14 protein-coding genes are annotated in these 16,099 nt (G+C 68.4%); 7 read left to right on the top strand and 7 right to left on the bottom strand.

What is annotated here, in order from left to right; translation table 11 throughout:
- Nucleotides 1-22: 22 nt before the first annotated feature.
- The 3 genes from AC1RM6_RS01570 to AC1RM6_RS01560 are packed head-to-tail and all read left to right on the top strand — an operon-like array spanning nucleotide 23 to nucleotide 2,445.
- Nucleotides 23-349 carry a metalloregulator ArsR/SmtB family transcription factor gene (locus AC1RM6_RS01570; RefSeq protein ID WP_493097831.1) on the top strand — a complete coding sequence of 109 codons (327 nt, stop codon included), beginning with the start codon at nucleotides 23-25 and terminating at the stop codon, nucleotides 347-349.
- Nucleotides 331-990: an SdpI family protein gene (locus AC1RM6_RS01565; RefSeq protein WP_493097830.1), complete on the top strand. Its 660-nt coding sequence runs from the start codon at nucleotides 331-333 to the stop codon at nucleotides 988-990. Before AC1RM6_RS01570 ends, AC1RM6_RS01565 begins: the two co-directional genes overlap by 19 nt.
- A 48-nt stretch (nucleotides 991-1,038) precedes the next feature.
- On the top strand, nucleotides 1,039-2,445 hold the full coding sequence (locus AC1RM6_RS01560; protein WP_493097829.1) for an alpha/beta hydrolase family protein: 1,407 nt from the start codon (nucleotides 1,039-1,041) through the stop codon (nucleotides 2,443-2,445).
- Here the strand turns inward: AC1RM6_RS01560 and AC1RM6_RS01555 are convergent.
- The gene (locus tag AC1RM6_RS01555; RefSeq protein WP_493097828.1) at nucleotides 2,442-3,404 is read right to left on the bottom strand and encodes a DUF1028 domain-containing protein; all 963 of its coding nucleotides are present in this window, start codon (nucleotides 3,402-3,404) and stop codon (nucleotides 2,442-2,444) included. The genes AC1RM6_RS01560 and AC1RM6_RS01555 overlap by 4 nt on opposite strands.
- Nucleotides 3,405-3,605: 201 nt before the next feature.
- Between AC1RM6_RS01555 and AC1RM6_RS01550 the strand changes: the two genes are divergently transcribed.
- Complete coding sequence (locus AC1RM6_RS01550) at nucleotides 3,606-5,414, top strand: hypothetical protein (protein ID WP_493097827.1); 1,809 nt, start codon at nucleotides 3,606-3,608, stop codon at nucleotides 5,412-5,414.
- A 9-nt stretch (nucleotides 5,415-5,423) separates the two neighbouring features.
- Here AC1RM6_RS01550 and AC1RM6_RS01545 read toward each other — a convergent pair whose 3' ends face one another.
- The 4 genes from AC1RM6_RS01545 to AC1RM6_RS01530 all read right to left on the bottom strand — a co-directional run bounded on the left by AC1RM6_RS01545 (nucleotide 5,424) and on the right by AC1RM6_RS01530 (nucleotide 11,049).
- A complete protein-coding gene (locus tag AC1RM6_RS01545) occupies nucleotides 5,424-6,743 on the bottom strand; it encodes a cytochrome P450 (protein ID WP_493097826.1) in 1,320 nt (439 codons plus the stop codon).
- Nucleotides 6,744-6,805: 62 nt separating this feature from the next.
- Nucleotides 6,806-7,027, bottom strand: a complete 222-nt coding sequence (locus tag AC1RM6_RS01540) for a hypothetical protein (RefSeq protein ID WP_493097825.1) — start codon at nucleotides 7,025-7,027, stop codon at nucleotides 6,806-6,808.
- On the bottom strand, nucleotides 7,028-7,531 hold the full coding sequence (locus AC1RM6_RS01535; protein ID WP_493097824.1) for an Mpo1 family 2-hydroxy fatty acid dioxygenase: 504 nt from the start codon (nucleotides 7,529-7,531) through the stop codon (nucleotides 7,028-7,030).
- 44 nt (nucleotides 7,532-7,575) lie between these two features.
- Nucleotides 7,576-11,049, bottom strand: coding sequence for an indolepyruvate ferredoxin oxidoreductase family protein (locus tag AC1RM6_RS01530; protein WP_493097823.1), 3,474 nt, complete (start codon nucleotides 11,047-11,049; stop codon nucleotides 7,576-7,578).
- A gap of 237 nt (nucleotides 11,050-11,286) precedes the next feature.
- On the opposite strand from AC1RM6_RS01530, the gene AC1RM6_RS01525 reads away from it, so the two are divergent.
- Nucleotides 11,287-12,114 (top strand): enoyl-CoA hydratase/isomerase family protein, encoded by an 828-nt coding sequence (locus AC1RM6_RS01525; RefSeq protein WP_493097822.1) that lies wholly within the window; start codon nucleotides 11,287-11,289, stop codon nucleotides 12,112-12,114.
- Nucleotides 12,115-12,221: 107 nt separating this feature from the next.
- Nucleotides 12,222-12,542, top strand: a complete 321-nt coding sequence (locus tag AC1RM6_RS01520) for a hypothetical protein (RefSeq protein ID WP_493097821.1) — start codon at nucleotides 12,222-12,224, stop codon at nucleotides 12,540-12,542.
- A 91-nt stretch (nucleotides 12,543-12,633) separates the two neighbouring features.
- Here the strand turns inward: AC1RM6_RS01520 and AC1RM6_RS01515 are convergent, their stop codons facing one another.
- Both AC1RM6_RS01515 and AC1RM6_RS01510 read right to left on the bottom strand, forming a co-directional pair.
- On the bottom strand, nucleotides 12,634-14,061 hold the full coding sequence (locus tag AC1RM6_RS01515; RefSeq protein WP_493097820.1) for an aromatic ring-hydroxylating oxygenase subunit alpha: 1,428 nt from the start codon (nucleotides 14,059-14,061) through the stop codon (nucleotides 12,634-12,636).
- Nucleotides 14,062-14,086: 25 nt separating this feature from the next.
- Nucleotides 14,087-15,373 carry a metal-dependent hydrolase family protein gene (locus tag AC1RM6_RS01510; protein WP_493097819.1) on the bottom strand — a complete coding sequence of 429 codons (1,287 nt, stop codon included), beginning with the start codon at nucleotides 15,371-15,373 and terminating at the stop codon, nucleotides 14,087-14,089.
- A 182-nt stretch (nucleotides 15,374-15,555) separates the two neighbouring features.
- Here AC1RM6_RS01510 and AC1RM6_RS01505 point away from each other — a divergent pair, with 182 nt between their 5' ends.
- A complete protein-coding gene (locus AC1RM6_RS01505; RefSeq protein ID WP_493097818.1) occupies nucleotides 15,556-16,032 on the top strand; it encodes a VOC family protein in 477 nt (158 codons plus the stop codon).
- Nucleotides 16,033-16,099 lie beyond the last annotated feature (67 nt).

Genomic DNA, 16,099 nt, shown 5'->3' with positions numbered 1-16,099 from the left:
GTATTAGCCAATAGGTGATCGCATGAACGAGGTTTTCGACGCGCTCGCGCATCCGACGCGGCGGCAGGTGCTGGAGCTTCTGAAGGGCGGCGGGATGACCGCCGGCGCGCTGGCCGACGCCTTTCCGGTGTCGAAGCCGACGATGTCGGCGCATTTCGCCAAGCTGAAGGCGGCGGGGTTGATCCAGGCCGAAAGCAAGGCGGGCAGCATCACCTACACGCTCAACCTGTCGGTGGTCGAGGAAGTGGTGATGGGGTTCATGGAGCGGCTGGGCGCCGGCGAGAGCAGGGAACTGCCGGCCAAGGAGGCGTTGCTCAAGGAGGTACCGACATGTCCGACCGTGCGCTGAAGATCGCCTCGGCGGCGACGATCCTCCTGCTTGCCGGCGTGGCGGCGGTGGCCGCGGCGCGGCTGCCGGCGGGGACGAGGCTGCCGGTCCACTGGAATGCCGGCGGTCAGGCCGACGGCTTCGCCGGCGCGCCGGTCGCGCTGTTCGCGCCGGTGATGCTGTGCGCCGGACTGTCGGGGCTGATGGTGATCCTGCCGCGGATCGAGGCGGCCCGCGATCGCATCGAACGCAGCGCGGGCCTGCTGCGCGCGGTCTGGGGCGGGCTGCTGGCGATGATGGTGCTGGTCGAGGCGATGGCGGCGGCCCCGGCGTTCGGCATCGCCCTGCCCGGCCATCTGCTGATCGCCGGCATGGGGATGCTGCTGATCATGATCGGCAATGCGCTGCCCAAATCGCGGCCCGGCCATTTCGTCGGCATCCGCACCCCGTGGACGATGGCCGACGAGGCGAACTGGATCGCGACCCACCGGTTCGGGGCGAAGACGATGATCGCCGCGGGCGCGGCGATCCTGCTCGCGGCGCTGCTGCCGATCGATCCGACGACGCGCAGCCTGTCGGTGCGGATCGCGATCGGCTGCGCGGTCGTGCCGCCGATCCTCTATTCCTGGCTGTTCCAGCGGCAGCGTCGCGCCGGCGGCTAACCCCCTCCCCCGATCCCGTCGAAACCCCCATGCATGAGAGGCTATGCCATGATCGCGCTTGCCTATGCCCTTGCCCTGACCGCGGCGATACCCGCCGCCCCTGCCCCCGCGCCGCTCGCCGCATCCTTCGAGACCGCACAGACGGTCGCCGGCGACTGGCATGGGACATTGTCCTCGAAAAGCGGACAGGCGATCCCGATCGTCCTGCATGTCGCCGGTGAGCCCGGCCACAGGACCGCGACCTGCGACAGCCCGAGCCAGAACGCGTTCGGCGTGCCGATCACCGCGGTCGCCGAGGACGGCGCGCATTACCGATTCGCGATCGCGCTGATCGACGCGAGCTTCGACGCGACCCTCGCCGCCGATGGCCGCAGCCTCGGCGGGACCTGGTCGCATGGCGAGGGCACGCAAGCGCTGAACCTCGCCCGATCGCAGCCCGGCGAGGCCGGGGTCCTGCCCCGGCCGCAGACGCCGCGGCCGCCCTTCCCCTATCGCGCCGAGGAGGTCGGCTATGACAATGTCGCGGGCAAGGCGCATCTCGCGGGGACGCTGACCCTGCCGATCGGCCACAGCCCCTTTCCCGCGGTGCTGCTGATCACCGGTTCGGGGCAGGAGGATCGCGACGAGACGATCTTCGGGCACAGGCCGTTCGCGATATGGGCCGATGTCCTGACCCGGCGCGGGATCGCGGTGCTGCGGGTCGACGACCGGCGGATGGGCGGATCGACCGGCGAGATCCGCAGCGCGACCAGCGCCGACTTTGCCGGCGACGTCGCGGCGGGCGTGGCGTTCCTGCGATCGCGCGGCGACATCGATCCGCGCCGGATCGGGCTGATGGGGCATAGCGAAGGCGGGCTGATCGCGCCCTTGGTCGCCAGCCGCGATCGGGCGATCGCCTTCGTCGTGCTGCTCGCCGGGCCGGGGCTGCCGGGCGAGGAGGTGATGCTCGACCAGAAAAGGCTGATGGAGCGCGCCGCCGGGGTGCCGGCGGCGACGGTCGAGCGCGCCAATGCGACGATGCGCGGGCTCTACGACGCGGTGAAGGATGCGCCCGACCAGGCCGCGGCCGACGGCGCGCTCGACACGGCCTGGCGGCGGATCGCGCCGACGCCCGACGCGCCGCTGCCCGATGGCCTGCAGGTGATCGCCAGCCCGTGGATGCGCTGGTTCGCGCGGACCGATCCGCGGCCGATCCTGGCGCAGGTCGATTGTCCGGTGCTGGCGGTCGGCGGATCGCTCGACCTCCAGGTGCCGGCGGCGAAAAATCTCGCGGCGATCAAGGCGGCGCTCCATGCCAATCGCGACGCGACCGTTGTCGAGTTGCCCGGGCTCAACCATCTGTTCCAGACCGCTAGGACCGGGCAGGTCGCCGAATATGCCCGGATCGAGGAGAGCATCGCGCCGTCGGCGATCGGAATCGTGCGCGACTGGATCGTCGCCCATGCGAAGCCCTAATCGGAGCTACGCCAGCCGGCCACCGCCGGATCGTTCGCAAGCGGCGCGAAGACCGGATCGTCGAGTTCGCGCCGCGCCCAGCCGGGGTTGAGGTGCATGAACGCGGCGAGTGCCTGGACTGCGGCATCGCGGGCGCCGAGCGCCATCTGCAGCCGGGCGGCGCGGCGCCAGATGCGGTCCCAGCCGAAGCCGAGTCGGACCGCCTCGGCCAGCGCCGCCTGTGCCTCGGCCGGCTTGCCGCGGCGCTGGGCGCGCTCGGCGCGGACGATCGCGTCATTGGCCTCATGCCACGACAGCAGTCGGCGCAGTTCGGGCAAAGGCTGGTCGGCGGCATCGACGCGCAGGTCGATGTCCTGGAAACCGCCATCGGGGGTGCGCACCAGCAGCGCCGCCGAGAGCCGGCCGCTGGTCTGGCCGCCCGCCGCCTGCCCCGCTTCGACCGCGGCGAGCAGCCGATCGGCGAGCGCACCTTTGGCGGCGAGGAAGGCCGCGCGCATCGCCGCGACCACCGCCTCGCCGGCGAGACCATTGCCCTGGATCGCGAAGCCGGGGCCGGCGACCGATCCCGCCCAGGGCGATGCCAGCGCCTCCCTGCCGGTGTAGCTGGCGCCATCGCCGGCGCGGCCGACGACGCCGACCTGGCGCCACGACGCGTCCTGCCCTTCGAAGCCGTCATCGGTGCGGACGAGCTGGTCGACCGTGGCGCGCGCGGTCGCGCCGCTCTGAAGCAGCGCGAGCCCCTTGGGGCCGTAGGACGGGTTGGTTTCGAACTGGGTGGCGACCGCGCCGACCCGGGCCTGCGCATAGATCACGGTCGCGCCGACCGCGAGATTGTTGGTCGCGACCGCAGCCCCGCACGCGCCGCCGGGATCGCAGGCGACGATCGAGAAGGTGGCGCAGGCGGGCGCCGCGAGCGACAAGGTCAGCGCGAAGAGGAGCGGTTTCAGTGACGTTCGCATGGTTGGCAGAGACCCCGATCGATGACCGGCGCGGCATAGCATCGGATGCCACATCGATCCCCGGTGAAAATGATCGATGCCGAGATGTGCGGCGGCAAATCATCCGATATGGAGCGATTTCCGTCGGTTATGCTTGCCTGCGCGACAAAAGTCTTCCCTTCTGCGGCCGCCGTCGCTTCCCTTCGGGAGTCGTTGCCGTCGATGCACTTGCCCAGCGCCCTTTACGGCCTTGCCTCGCGCGCGCTGATCCTGTGCGCGATGAGCCTCATGCTGTCTCCGACCGATCCCGCCCGCGCCCAGGATGAGAGAAACGGCGCGGCCGCGAGCGGCCGGAACGACATCGTCGTCGAGGGACGGATCGAAGCGAAGAAGAGCGCCTGGAAGCGCGCCGAGGCCGACCATGTCATCGTCGACAGCACCGGAAGCGAGGACATGCTGAAGCGGGTCGTCACCGACCTGGAAAGCCTCCACCGACTGATGTCCCGCCTCTATCTGCGCGGCAACGAACCCGACGATCCCCGCAAGATCCATATCACGCTGCTCGACGACGAGGCGCAGCTGCGTGCGATGGACCTGCACGATGTGCGGTCGCAGGAGGGGCCTTTCTCCAAGCCGTTTTCGACGCCGCGCTATTTCGATTTCGGGATCGAAGGCGATATATTGGCAATCGCCCGCACGAACCAGAACATCAAGCTCGACACCAGCCGCCGCTTCGCGCTCGACTGCGACGATTACCAGGCCGGCGGGGGAGCCGAGCTGTGCGGGGCCTCCCCCGCCCCGGGGCTGGCGGCCAGCGGCGGCGCGCATATCGGCGGCACCAATGCCGGCTATGTGGCCCCGGCGGTGCGATCGTGGGAATCCCGGCTCTATGCGAGCTATGCGCAGCATTTCATGCTGACCTACCTGCCGGCGGCCTATCCGCGCTGGTATCTCGACGCCATCGGCGCATTTTATTCGACCATCGCGATCGCGCCCGGCGGCGCGATCGATTATGGCCGGCCGCCGCCCAATTACCAGAGCGTGTTCCGTTCCTATGGATATCCCGACGTCGGCGACATCATGACCGGGCGTTATCTCGATGCCGGTGCCAGGGATGCGTCCTGGTCGCCCTATGCCGCCTGGCTGCTGGGCCATTATTTCATTTACGCCAATCTGAAGCCCGACCGGAAAGCGCAGTTCGAGCACTATATGGCGTCGATCCGGCAAGGCGTACCGATGGCCGATGCCGCCGCGCTGTTCGGGAATATGCGCCAATTGCAGCGCGAGATCCTTGCCTATGCCCGCCGTCCGATTGCCTTCGCCCATGCCGAGCCGCCACCGGTACCGATCGATACACCCCGCATTACCACGCTTTCCGCGGCGCAAGGCGCCCTTGTCGAGGCCAAGCTCGAAGTCGCGTCCCAGCTCGGAGCGGCGCCTGTCGCACCCGATCCCGGGGCGACGACGACGCCATCGATCGCGTGGGCCGGGCAACTGAGCGACAGGGTCGCCGCGCTCGCTCATGATCGCGATGCGCTGCTGCTCTTAGCCGAGGCCGCATGTCGCGGCGGCATGGCCGACGACTGCCTGGCCTCGGCCGAACGCATGCTGTCGCGGTCGGCCGACGACGCCGAAGCCCTGACCTGGAAAGGCGTCGCCCTGACCGCGCAGGCGATCGGCGGCCCGGTCGAGAGCCGGTCGCCGCGCCTCGCCGACGCGCGGGCATCGATCGCGCGGGCGATCCAGATCGATGGAGAAGCGCCCCTGCCCCGGATCGCCTATTTCCTGAGCTTCGCCCGGGCCGGCGAGCCGGTGCCGCAGGATGCGATGCGCGGGATCGCCCAGGTGATCCGCAGCGTCCCGGCCGCGCCGGCGCCGCGCCTGTACCTGGGACAGGAACTGATCCGCGAAGGCCAGGTCGACCTCGCCCGGCGGCTGCTCGCGCCCCTGCTCTACGGCGCCTATCAATCCCCCGAGAGACTGGCGGCGGAAAGCCTGTTTTCACCGCCTATCGCTGGACTTCCGAACTGAGCGGCGGCGTCACTTCGGATCGAATTCGAGGTGGAGGCTCTTGAGCGCGCGCAGGATGTAGGTCGGCTCATAATCGAAGCGACGGGCGCCTTCGGGGCCGTGATGCGCCTCCGACAGGCGGATATTGCCCATGCGGGCGAGCAGCCGTTCGATGCTGACCGCGACCTCCTTGCGGGCGAGCGGGGCGCCGATGCAGGTGTGGGCGCCGCGGCCGAAGGCGAGATGTTCCTTGGCCTTGGGGCGGTCCATGTCGAACGCGCCGGGATTGTCGAAGCGGCGCGGGTCGCGGTTGGCGGCCATGTGCGACATCAGGATGGTGGTGCCGGCCTTGATCTCGACCCCGCCCAGGGTCGTCGTCTTCTGGCACATGCGGCCGCCGCTCTTCACCGAACCGTCGAAGCGCAGCACCTCTTCGAGGAAATCGGGGATGCGTTTCGGGGTGTCGCGCAGTTGCTGCTGGATGTCGGGCCGGGTCGCGATCACGCGAAAGGCGTTGGCGAGCAGCCGGTTGGTGGTATCCTGCCCCGCCCCGAACAGGAAGGCGCCGAGCCCGGTGAGGTCGACCAGGGTCGGGGTCGAGCCGTCGGCGAATTTGGCGAGCGCGAGTTCGGTGAGGATGTCCCCGCTGCCGGCCTTCGCGCCGCCGAACAGCCGGCGAACCGCCTTGATCGCGGGCTGGTTGATCAGCCGGCGCTTGGCGATGTAACCGAACATCGTCTTGCCGAGATCGACCAGCGGGTTCTTCATCATGTCCTCGGGAGTCGCACCGATCTCGGCGGGAACCGCATCCTTGAGCAGTTCGCGGAACCGGCGCCGGCCGGCGGGCGGGATGTCGAGCAGGTCGGCGATCACCAGGGTCGCATAGGGCCCGCCATATTGGCGGACGAGGTCGCATTTGCCGTCGGCGACGAACTCGTCGATCAGCCCGTCGGCGGTCGCGGCGAGCCCGGCTTCGAGCTTCTTGAGCCGGCTGGGCGTGAACAGCCGCGCGAGCAGCGAGCGCAGCTTGAGATGGCGTTCGCCGCTTTCGGTGACGATCTGGTCGGCGAACGGCATCTTGGTGCGTGCCGCCTCGAGCTCGGCGGTGATGTCGTCGCCATGCACGGCAAAGGGGAGCCCCGGGATCGGGCCGGTGACCGCATTGATGCTCGAGAAATGCTCGGTGTCGAGCATCACCTGGATCGTTTCCTCATAGCCGGTGACCGCAACGACATTGTGCCTGGGCAGCCGCGTCACCGGCCCCTTGGCGCGGAGATGGTCGAAATAGGCGTGCGGATCGTCGACCAGCCAGCGGTCATTGTAGAAATCGGCGGTCTCATAATCGGCCACGCACAGCCTCCATCGGCTTTATGACATATAGTGTATCATAAAGCCGATGGCGTATGGGATTGTCAATCGCCGACCACGATGCCGAGCGCCCGCGCGCGTTCGACGAGATCGGCGACCTCGTCGGGCATCGCTCCCTCCCATTCGAGGCTGAGGGTCGCCCGGAACGAGGGCGGGCGCGGCAGCACCTGGACCGACTGGCCGAAGGCGTTTTCGAGCTTGTAGCCTGGAGTGCCGTCGCCGGTCCGGCGCAGTTGGAATTCGACGAGGCGCGCGGTGTCGGCCATTCAGCGCACCGGCGCGGGCGGGCCGGCCGGGGCGATCGCCGCCCGCAGGTCGCGGCGAAGACCGAGCGCGACGAGGATTTCGGCGACGACGAACAGCGGGCCGATCAGCAGGCCGACGATATCGTCGACAAAGGCGGGCTTGCGGCCCTCATAGACATGGCCGACGAGCTGGATGATCCAGCCGATCACGAAGCCGCCAAGCCCGGCAGCGAGCCACGCACCGGTCGGCAGACCCGCGATGGCCAACCCCGCCCAGGCGCCAAGGCCGAGCAGTAGCGCCATCAGCGCGCCGATCGCCAGGTCGAGGCGCAGATAGAAGGCGGCGGTCGCCACCGACAGCAGCATCGCCGGGGTGAGTGCGACCGGGCCGACGACGATGTGCGGGCGCGAGAGCAATATCTCGACCGCGACGACGATCAGCGGCACGCCGATCATATGGGTGGCGATGTTGCGGCGATCGCGATGATAGGCGGCGTAGCGCGCGAGCTGGTCGACCAGGGTCATATGCCGATCCTCCTGATGCAAGGATGATAGGCCGGGTCGACGGGTTAGGCCAGTTGCTTCGCGACCTCGCGCCGATCGGGCTGCGGCGGCGTCAGTGCGGCGTCGAAATCGGCGAGCAGGGTCGCGATCCGCGCCTCATAGGCGGCGACGCCGGCATGCTTGACCGGGCCATAGCCCGCAACCAGCGCTGCTGCGGCGGCGATCTCGGTGGCGATCGGCAGGGTCGCATCGGTGACCCGGTCGGTGAGCGACACCATCAACGCGCGGTACTCGCCGGCGAGGCGACGCTCCATGCGGCGTTCGGCGGTGTGGCCGAACGGATCGAGGAGCGTGCCGCGCAGCCGCTTCATCCGCGCCATCACCGCGAGCACCGGGAAGATCCAGGGGCCGAAGGCGATCTTGCGCGGCCGGCCGGTCTTGGCATCGCGGCGGAAGGCGAGCAGCGGCGGTGCGAGGTTGAGCGAGATCTTGAGATCGCCGTCGAACTGTTCGGCGAGCGAGGCGCGGAACCCCGGCAGGCTGTAGAGCCGCGCGACCTCATATTCGTCCTTATAGGCGATCAGCCGCGCGAGCTGGTCGGCGAAGACCATGAGCAGCGGATCGGGATCGACGATGCCCCGCGCGCGCAGCCGGCCGCCGAGATCGGCGACGGCGTCGCGATAGCCCTGGGCCAGCGCAGCGTCCTGCCACCCCGCCAGATGGCGCGAGCGGCTGTCGAGCATCGCACCGAGCGTCTTCGGCGCGGGCGACGCATCGCCGAGGTCGGCGAAATCGAGCAGTTGGGCGGGAAAGGCGGCGGCGAGCCGGCCGAGCGCGAAGGCCTGGAGATTGGCCTTCACCGCGGTGCCGTTGAGCCGGACCGCTTCCTCGATCGCCGGAATACCGACCGGAAGCAGCCCCTGTTGCGCGGCGAAGCCGACCATCATCAAATTGGCGAAGATGGTGTCGCCGAGCAATTTGGCGGCGAGTTCGTTGGCGCGCAGCAGCGCGATATTGTCCGTGTCCACCCGCCGTTCGATTGCGTCGAGGAAGCGCGCCGGGCGCAGATCGAGGTCGGCGCGGGTCTGGAACTCGCCGGTCGGCACGACATCTTCATTGGCGATCACCCGGCTATCGGCACGGATCGTGCGGACGACGTCGGGCCCCGAGGCGACGACCAGGTCGCAGGCGATCAGCAGATCGGCCTGGCCGGCACCGAGCCGGGCGCTGGGGATCGCATCGACATCGGCCGCGAAGCGGACATGACTCATCACCCCGCCGCCCTTCTGCGCCATGCCGGTCATGTCGAGGATCTTGGCGGCCTTGCCTTCGATATGCGCGGCCATGCCGAGGATCGCGCCGACGGTGAGCACCCCGGTGCCGCCGATCCCGGTCACCAGCATCGAATAGCTGCCCGCGACGTCGACGACCGCCGGGTGGCCGAGCAGCGCGATCAGCCCGTCGAGCGCAGCGAGATCGACCGCGCGCTTCGCCGGGGTGCCGCCGCGGATGCTGACGAAGGACGGGCAGAAGCCCTTGATGCAGCTATAATCCTTGTTGCAGTTCGACTGGTCGATCCGGCGCTTTCGGCCATATTCGGTCTCGAGCGGCTGGACGCTGACGCAGTTCGACTCGCGCGAGCAGTCGCCGCAGCCCTCGCAGACCGCCGGGTTGATCAGCAACCGCAGGTCGGGATCGGCATGGGTGCCGCGCTTGCGGCGGCGGCGCTTCTCGTTGGCGCAGGTCTGTTCATAGACGAGCGCCGAGGTGCCACGGACGTCGCGCAGCCGGCGCTGGACCGCGTCGAGATCGTCGCGGTGGTGGACCGCGACCGTCGCTGGGAAGCGGCCCGCGAATTTCTCGGGCTCGTCGCTGACCAGCACCACCGGATCGACCCGCTCGGCGAGCAGCTCGTGAACGATCAGATCGACGTCGACATTGCCTTCGAGCGGCTGGCCGCCGGTCATCGCCACCGCGTCGTTGTAGAGGATCTTGAAGGTGACATTGGCCTTGGCGGCGACCGCGGCGCGGATCGCGAGGATGCCCGAATGGGTGTAGGTGCCGTCGCCCATGTTCGCGAAGACATGGGGCGTCTCGACGAAATGCTGGGCACCGACCCAGGCGAGCCCCTCGGCGCCCATGCCGACGACGTTCATCGTCCGTCGTTCGGGCATGAAGGCCGCCAGGCCGTGGCAGCCGGTCGCCCCCATCGCGAAGCTGCCGTCGGGCACGACGGTGCTCGAGTTGTGCGGACAGCCCGAGCAGAAGAAGGCCGGACGGATCGCCGCGGCGGGGGCCGTCTCGGCGCGGTCGATCGCCTGCCAGCGTTCGGCATGGGCGGCGAGCACCGGATCGAAGATGCCGAGCGCACCAAGCCGGGCGACGAGCGCGCGACGGACGATACCCGCGTCGAGCACCCCGTCGAGCGCGAACAAGGGCCGCCCCTGCTCGTCGCGCTTGCCGACGATCGCGGGCCGCGCGCCCGGCAGCGGATAAAGCGCGGCCGCCAGTTGCTCCTCGATCACCGGGCGCTTCTCCTCGACCACCAGCAGTTCGCGACTGCCGGCGCAGGCGGTGCGGACGAAGTCGGGGTCGAGCGGCCAGGTCATGCCGAGCTTGACCAGGGCGATGCCGAGCGCGGCGCAGCGGGCGTCGTCGAGGCCGAGGTCGATCAGCGCCTGGCGGACGTCGAGCCAGGCCTTGCCAGCGGTGACGATGGTGAGCATGGGCCGCTCGGCGGCGATATCGACACGGTTGAGCCGGTTGGCGCGGGCGAAGGCGATCGCGGCGGGCAGCCGGACGTTCACCACCAGCGATTCCTGCGGCAGCGGCGGCAGGCCGCGCTGGAGGTTGCGCTGCGGGCCCGCGAGGTCGGGGCGAACCGGCGCGATCCCTGGCAACGTCACCGACGCGGTCAGGTCGAGCGTGTCGGTGACGGTCTTCATCCCGACATAGAGGCCGCTGAAGCGCGACAGCTCCCAGCCGAGCAGGCCATATTCGAGGATCTCGGCGGTCGTCGACGGCGCGAGGATCGGGATGAAGCTCGCGATCAGGACATGGTCGGACTGGTGCGCCGAGGCCGACGATTTGGCAGCATGATCGTCACCGGCGACGACGAGCACCCCGCCGGTGGCCGAGGCCCCCTCGAAATTGGCGAGCTTGAGCGCCTCGCAGGCGCGGTCGACGCCGAGCCCCTTGGCATACCACATAGCGAACACGCCATCGAAACGGGCGGGGCCGAACCAGCCGAGCTGCTGGGTGCCGCGCAGGCTGGTGGCGGCGAGTTCCTCGTTGAGGCCCGGTTCGAAATGGATGTGATGGGCGTCGAGCAGCGGCTTCGCCGCCCAGAGCTGGGCATCGAGGGTGGTGATCGGCGAGCCGCGATAGCCGGTGACATAGCCCGCGGTCTTCAGGCCGGCGGCGCGATCGAACCGGGCGCGGTCGACGCCGAGGCGGACGAGCGCCTGCATCGAGGACAGGAACACCCGGCCCGTGCGCTGGTCATAGCGATCCTGGAGCGTCACCACCGATTTCGTCACGCGCGTGTCATTCCCCTGCCCGGTCCGGTCGTCCTGGTTCGAGGGTTAGGAGCGGATGGCGGGTCGCGCGAGCCCAACCACGGCTGCGACCATCAAGGATAAGCCGGCGTTCCGGCCCAGTCATCCGGGCTGCGCGGTCGCCATTCATCGGTGAGCCGATGGATGCGGCCCCTGGCTTGCCGAGCGCGGCGCCCGCCCGCTACAGCCTGCCCGATGATCTGACATGGGGAGTGAGCGATGGCCTTCGAACCGGAACGCGTTGTCGATTATTCGGCCTATCGCGCGCTCAAGCTGTCGCTGGTCGACCGGATCATGACGGTCACCCTGTCCAACCCCGGCCGGCGCAACGCGGTGACCCCGGCGATGAGCGTCGAGCTCGCCAAGGTCTGGGACGATATCTGGGACGACCCCGAGGTTTCGGTGGTGATCCTGACCGGCGAAGGCGACAGTTTCTGCTCGGGCGCCGACCTGACCGCGCTCGCGGCCAGCGAGGATGGCGAAGAGAAGACCATCCCGCTCAACATCACCTCGCGGATCGCCCGCCGGCACGTGATGGGGATCATCGACTGCGAGAAGCCGGTGATCGCCAAGGTGCGCGGGCCGGCGTTCGGGCTCGGCGCCAATCTGGCGATCGCCTGCGACATGGTGTTCGCCGCGCCCAATGCGAAGATCTGCGACAGCCATGTCAAGGCGGGGCTGGTCGCGGGCGATGGCGGGGTGCTGCTGTGGCCGCTGGCGATCGGCTTCCACCGCGCCAAGGAATATCTGCTGACCGGCGATCCGGTGCCGGCCGAGGTCGCCGAGCGGATCGGCCTGATCAACCGGGTGCTGCCCGACGACGAGCTCGACGCGCATGTCCAGGCGCTCGCCGAAAAGCTGCGCGACCTGCCGCCGCATGCGGTCAATTACACCAAGTCGAGCATGAACGTCGCGCTCAAGCAGATGACCCAGTCGGGGTTCGAGGCTTCGCTCGCCTATGAGATCTACTCGATGCAGACCGAGGATCATCAGGAGGCGCTGGCGGCGTTCGGCGAGCGGCGGAAAGGCAAGTTCCGCGGGCGGTAGGCGCTGCCGACGAATGGCATTCCCTGTCGAGCCGAGCCGCTGACGGGCGGAGGCGAGCAACCCTGTGGAAATCCGCGCGTTGGTGCGGCGATCCTCAGGAGAATATCATGAAGAACGCGCTTCTTACCGCCGCGCTGGCGGCCGTTATCGCTGGTCCCATCGCCGTCTCACCGCCGGCATTCGCGGCCCGCGACCGCCATTACGACAATGATCGCCGCGACTATGACCGCCGCGACGACCGCGACCATCATCGCAAATGCGGCGGCGGCAGCGGCACGGTCGGGACCGTGGTCGGTGGCGTCGGCGGTGCGCTGGCGGGCGATGCGGTCGGCGGCGGGACCGTGGGCACGGTGGCCGGTGGTGTCGGCGGCGCGTTGCTCGGACGCCATATCGACAAGAAGCGGACCGCCGACAAGCGCGGCTGCTGATCGGGTTTTGACACTCGACCGGCATCGCTCGCCCGAACTGGCGACGATGCCGGTCGTACCGCCGCCCCCGGCGGTGAGCGATGCGAAAAATTCAGCGCGGCTGCGATTGGCGCCAGTCGGGCCGCTTGGCCGGCATCGCCATATATTTCTCGACCGCCTTCTCGAAATGGCGGACGCGGATTTCCTGATAATTGCCGAGCGTCAGGCCATGTTTGGCGCTGGCCTCGATCCCTTCCTGCTGGAGGAAGAGATTGTCGGTGTCCTGGTCGAGGATCGCACCGAAGCCGGGATCCATGCCCTCCGCCTCGCAGAAGGACTGGTCGGCGGTGAGCTGGACCTGTTCGGCGGGATCGGGACGCACGCCATCGGCACCGACCGGGCGCAGGAACATCACCTCGTAGAGCGTCTCGCGGTGATTGCGCGGATTGGGCCGGAAGCGATAGACCATCGGTAGCGAGATGCCCGGGAACAGGAAGGTGTTCGGGAAGATCGTGTAGGAGAAGCAGTCGAGGATCTCCGAATCCGACACGCCGCTGAGATCGGCGCTGGTCGCGGTCTCGAACATGCCGCGGAACATGTCGGCCATCACCTGGCGGGCGCTGCCGTCGCCGACGGTCGGCTTGCCGCCGTCGAGGAACGAGCTGTCGCCGACGGTGAACTGGTCGAGAATGTCCTGCTCGCTATATTGCCCCTCGAGATGCGGGCTGAGCACGCCGAGCGGCGAGATGAAGCGGTCGACATGCTCGCCATAGACATCATATTGCGAATTGGCGTCGGCGTTCGAGACCGCGACCTGCGGGTGGGTCTCGATGACATGATAGGCCTCCTGGAAAGCCTCGATCGTCAGCTTCCAGTTGGCCGGGATCGGCTTGGAGACATGGACCGCGATATAGCGATCCTCGAGCTTCCACGCGGTGATGTGCGCAAGCGCCTCCGCACCGAGATAGTCCGCCAGGGTCGGGGCGTCGGGGTCCATGTTGATCCACACGAAGCCGCCGAGCAGTTCGACCCGTGCCTCAGGCAGGGTCAGTTTCGCGCGGTCGACATGGGGGAAATCCCAGGGGCACACGACCTGCTTGTTGCTGCCGTCGATGTTCCAGCTCCAGCCGTGGAAGCTGCATTTGAACTCGCTCGCCCAGCCCTCGCTGCCCGAGGCGCGCAGCTTGGTGCCGCGGTGGAGGCAGGCGTTGAAATAGGCGCGGACCTCATTCTCGGCGACGCGGGTGACGATGAAGCTGTAGGGGCCGAGATCATAGACATGATAGTCGCCGACCTCGCGGATATGCTCCTCGCGACACGCGAACTGCCAGGTGCGCGTCCACAGCCGGTCGAACTCGGCCTTCGCATAATCGGCGTCGATATAGCGGTCGGTCGAGATATCCTCGTCGCCGAGAAATTCGTAGGATTCGGAGCGCACCCAGCCGGGGGCCGCGACCTTGTCGGCAGCGATGATCTCCTGGGTGCTGACCGCGGGGCAGCGCGCCTGGCCGGGGGCGATCTTGCCGCTTTCGATGTTCATGTCCGGTCTCCGATGATCGATGGTGTCAGGCGGCGACGCGGCGCTGGGCGGCGCCGGTCTCGTTCTTGTGGAGCAGGCCGTCCTTCATGATCATCACCAGTCGGTGGCGATCGGCGAGGATCGACACATCGTCGAGCGGATTGCCGTCGACGAGCAGCATGTCGGCCAGCGCCCCCTCGCGGATGGTGCCGAGATCGCCCTCGCCGCGCATCGCCAGCCCGCCATTGCGGGTCGCGCACAGCAGTGCGTCCGCGGGGCTGTAGCCATAATCGTCGACGAAGAATTTGAGGTCGCGGGCATTGTTGCCCTGCGGGCTCCACGCAAAGCCATAGTCGCCGCCGATCAGGTGGCGGATGCCGCGCTTGCGCAGCTCGCTGTGGGTCCGGATCGAGGCTTCGAGCAGCCCGGGGATGCCCATATAGCCGCCGACCTCGGCGGTCAGGCCGAAGCCCGCGGCGTCATTGTCGACGATCGAGTGGAACAGGCTGACGGTCGGGACGACGAAGATCCGGTCCCTTGCGTCCTCGAGCATGTCGAGGGTCGCCTCGTCGGTGAACTCGCAGTGGAACAGCACGTCGACCCCGGCCTTGAGGCAGGCCTGGATGCCGCCGGTCGAGCGGACATGGGCGTTGACCTTGCGCCCGAGGCTGTGCGCGGTCTCGACCGCCATGCGGATCTCGTCATAGGCCATCGGCGTCGAATGGGCCGGGGTGTTCGGGTAGAAAGGGTCGCCCGACACGTCGAGCTTGATATTGTCGCAGCCCTCGCGACAGCACAGCCGCACCGCCTTGCGCATCTCCTCGGGGCCGTCGATCACGATCGAGGGGCCGTTGCGTATATTGTGGAGCCTGCTCTCGTCGCCCATGCCGGCGGTGACGGTGATCTCGAGCGATCCGGCGCGGATGCGCGGCCCCGGCAGCCGGCCGGCATCGACCTCGTTGCGGACGGCGACCCCGAGCCGCAATTTGGCCTCGGACGCGCCATAGGCGCTGGTGAAGCCATGATCGAGCAAGGTCTTCGCACTGCGCGCGGTGAGCAATGTGTGCTCCTCGGGCGGCGGCGCGATCAGGTCCTCGGTCGCGGTCACCCCCTCGAACGACAGATGGGCATGGCCCTCGGTCATCCCCGGCATCAGAGTGAGACCGCCACCGTCGACGACAGTGCAGTCGGCAGCATTGGCGAGCGACGAAAGCTGGCCGGGCTGGCGCGAGACCGCGCGGATGCGGTTGCCCTCGACCAGCACGTCGCCGGGCGCGACCGCCGACCCGCAGGCGTCCCAGATCCTCGCCCCCGCGATCAGCACATTGCCCATCGGTCAAAACCCTCTCGTCGCCGGTCCTTGCGCCGGTCCCCGAGAATAGTCCTCCGCCCCCTGCCTTCCGAATGACCGGGTGCGCATCCCGGCTTGTCTGGCGCTGCCAGCGATGGACCGGGCGTTGCGTGGCCCGGTGGGGCGGGCCATTTTTGCGGGAGAAAATGGTCCGGGAGAGTCAGATGATCAGGGGCATCCACCACGTCGCGGTCCATGTCCGCGACCTCGAGCGCATGGTCCGCTTCTACAAGGATGCGTTCGGCTTCGAGCTGGTCGGCGAAGAGTTCAGCTGGAAGGAGGAGCCGGTGCTCGACCAGTTGCTCGACGTCCCCGGATCGGCGGCGCGCGGAGCGATGCTGCGGGCGGGGAGCTGCTATCTCGAGATGTTCGAATTCGTCTCGCCGGCGCCGGATTCGGACCGGCCGCTCAGCCCCTATGACAAGGGCTACACCCATTTCTGCGTCGACGTGACCGGAATCGAGGAGGAATATGTCCGGCTCAAGGGGCTCGGCATGACCTTCGGCCATTCGGCGCCGATCGACATGGGCCATGTCAAATCGATCTATGGCCGCGACCCCGAGGGGAATGTGATCGAGATCCAGCAGACCGCGGCGCATTGCGACTTCCGGCTGGATCGGTTGCCGGCGCTGGCGGAGTAGGCGACAACACATCGTCGCCCCGGCGGAGGCCGGGGCCGCCCAAGGCTAGAACGCCTCGGCTGACGTC

This window comes from Rhizorhabdus sp. GW822-FHT03C02 (genome assembly GCF_058801765.1).
Note: the sequence above shows the minus strand (reverse complement) of the source record. Positions and strands in the feature narration are given on the sequence as shown.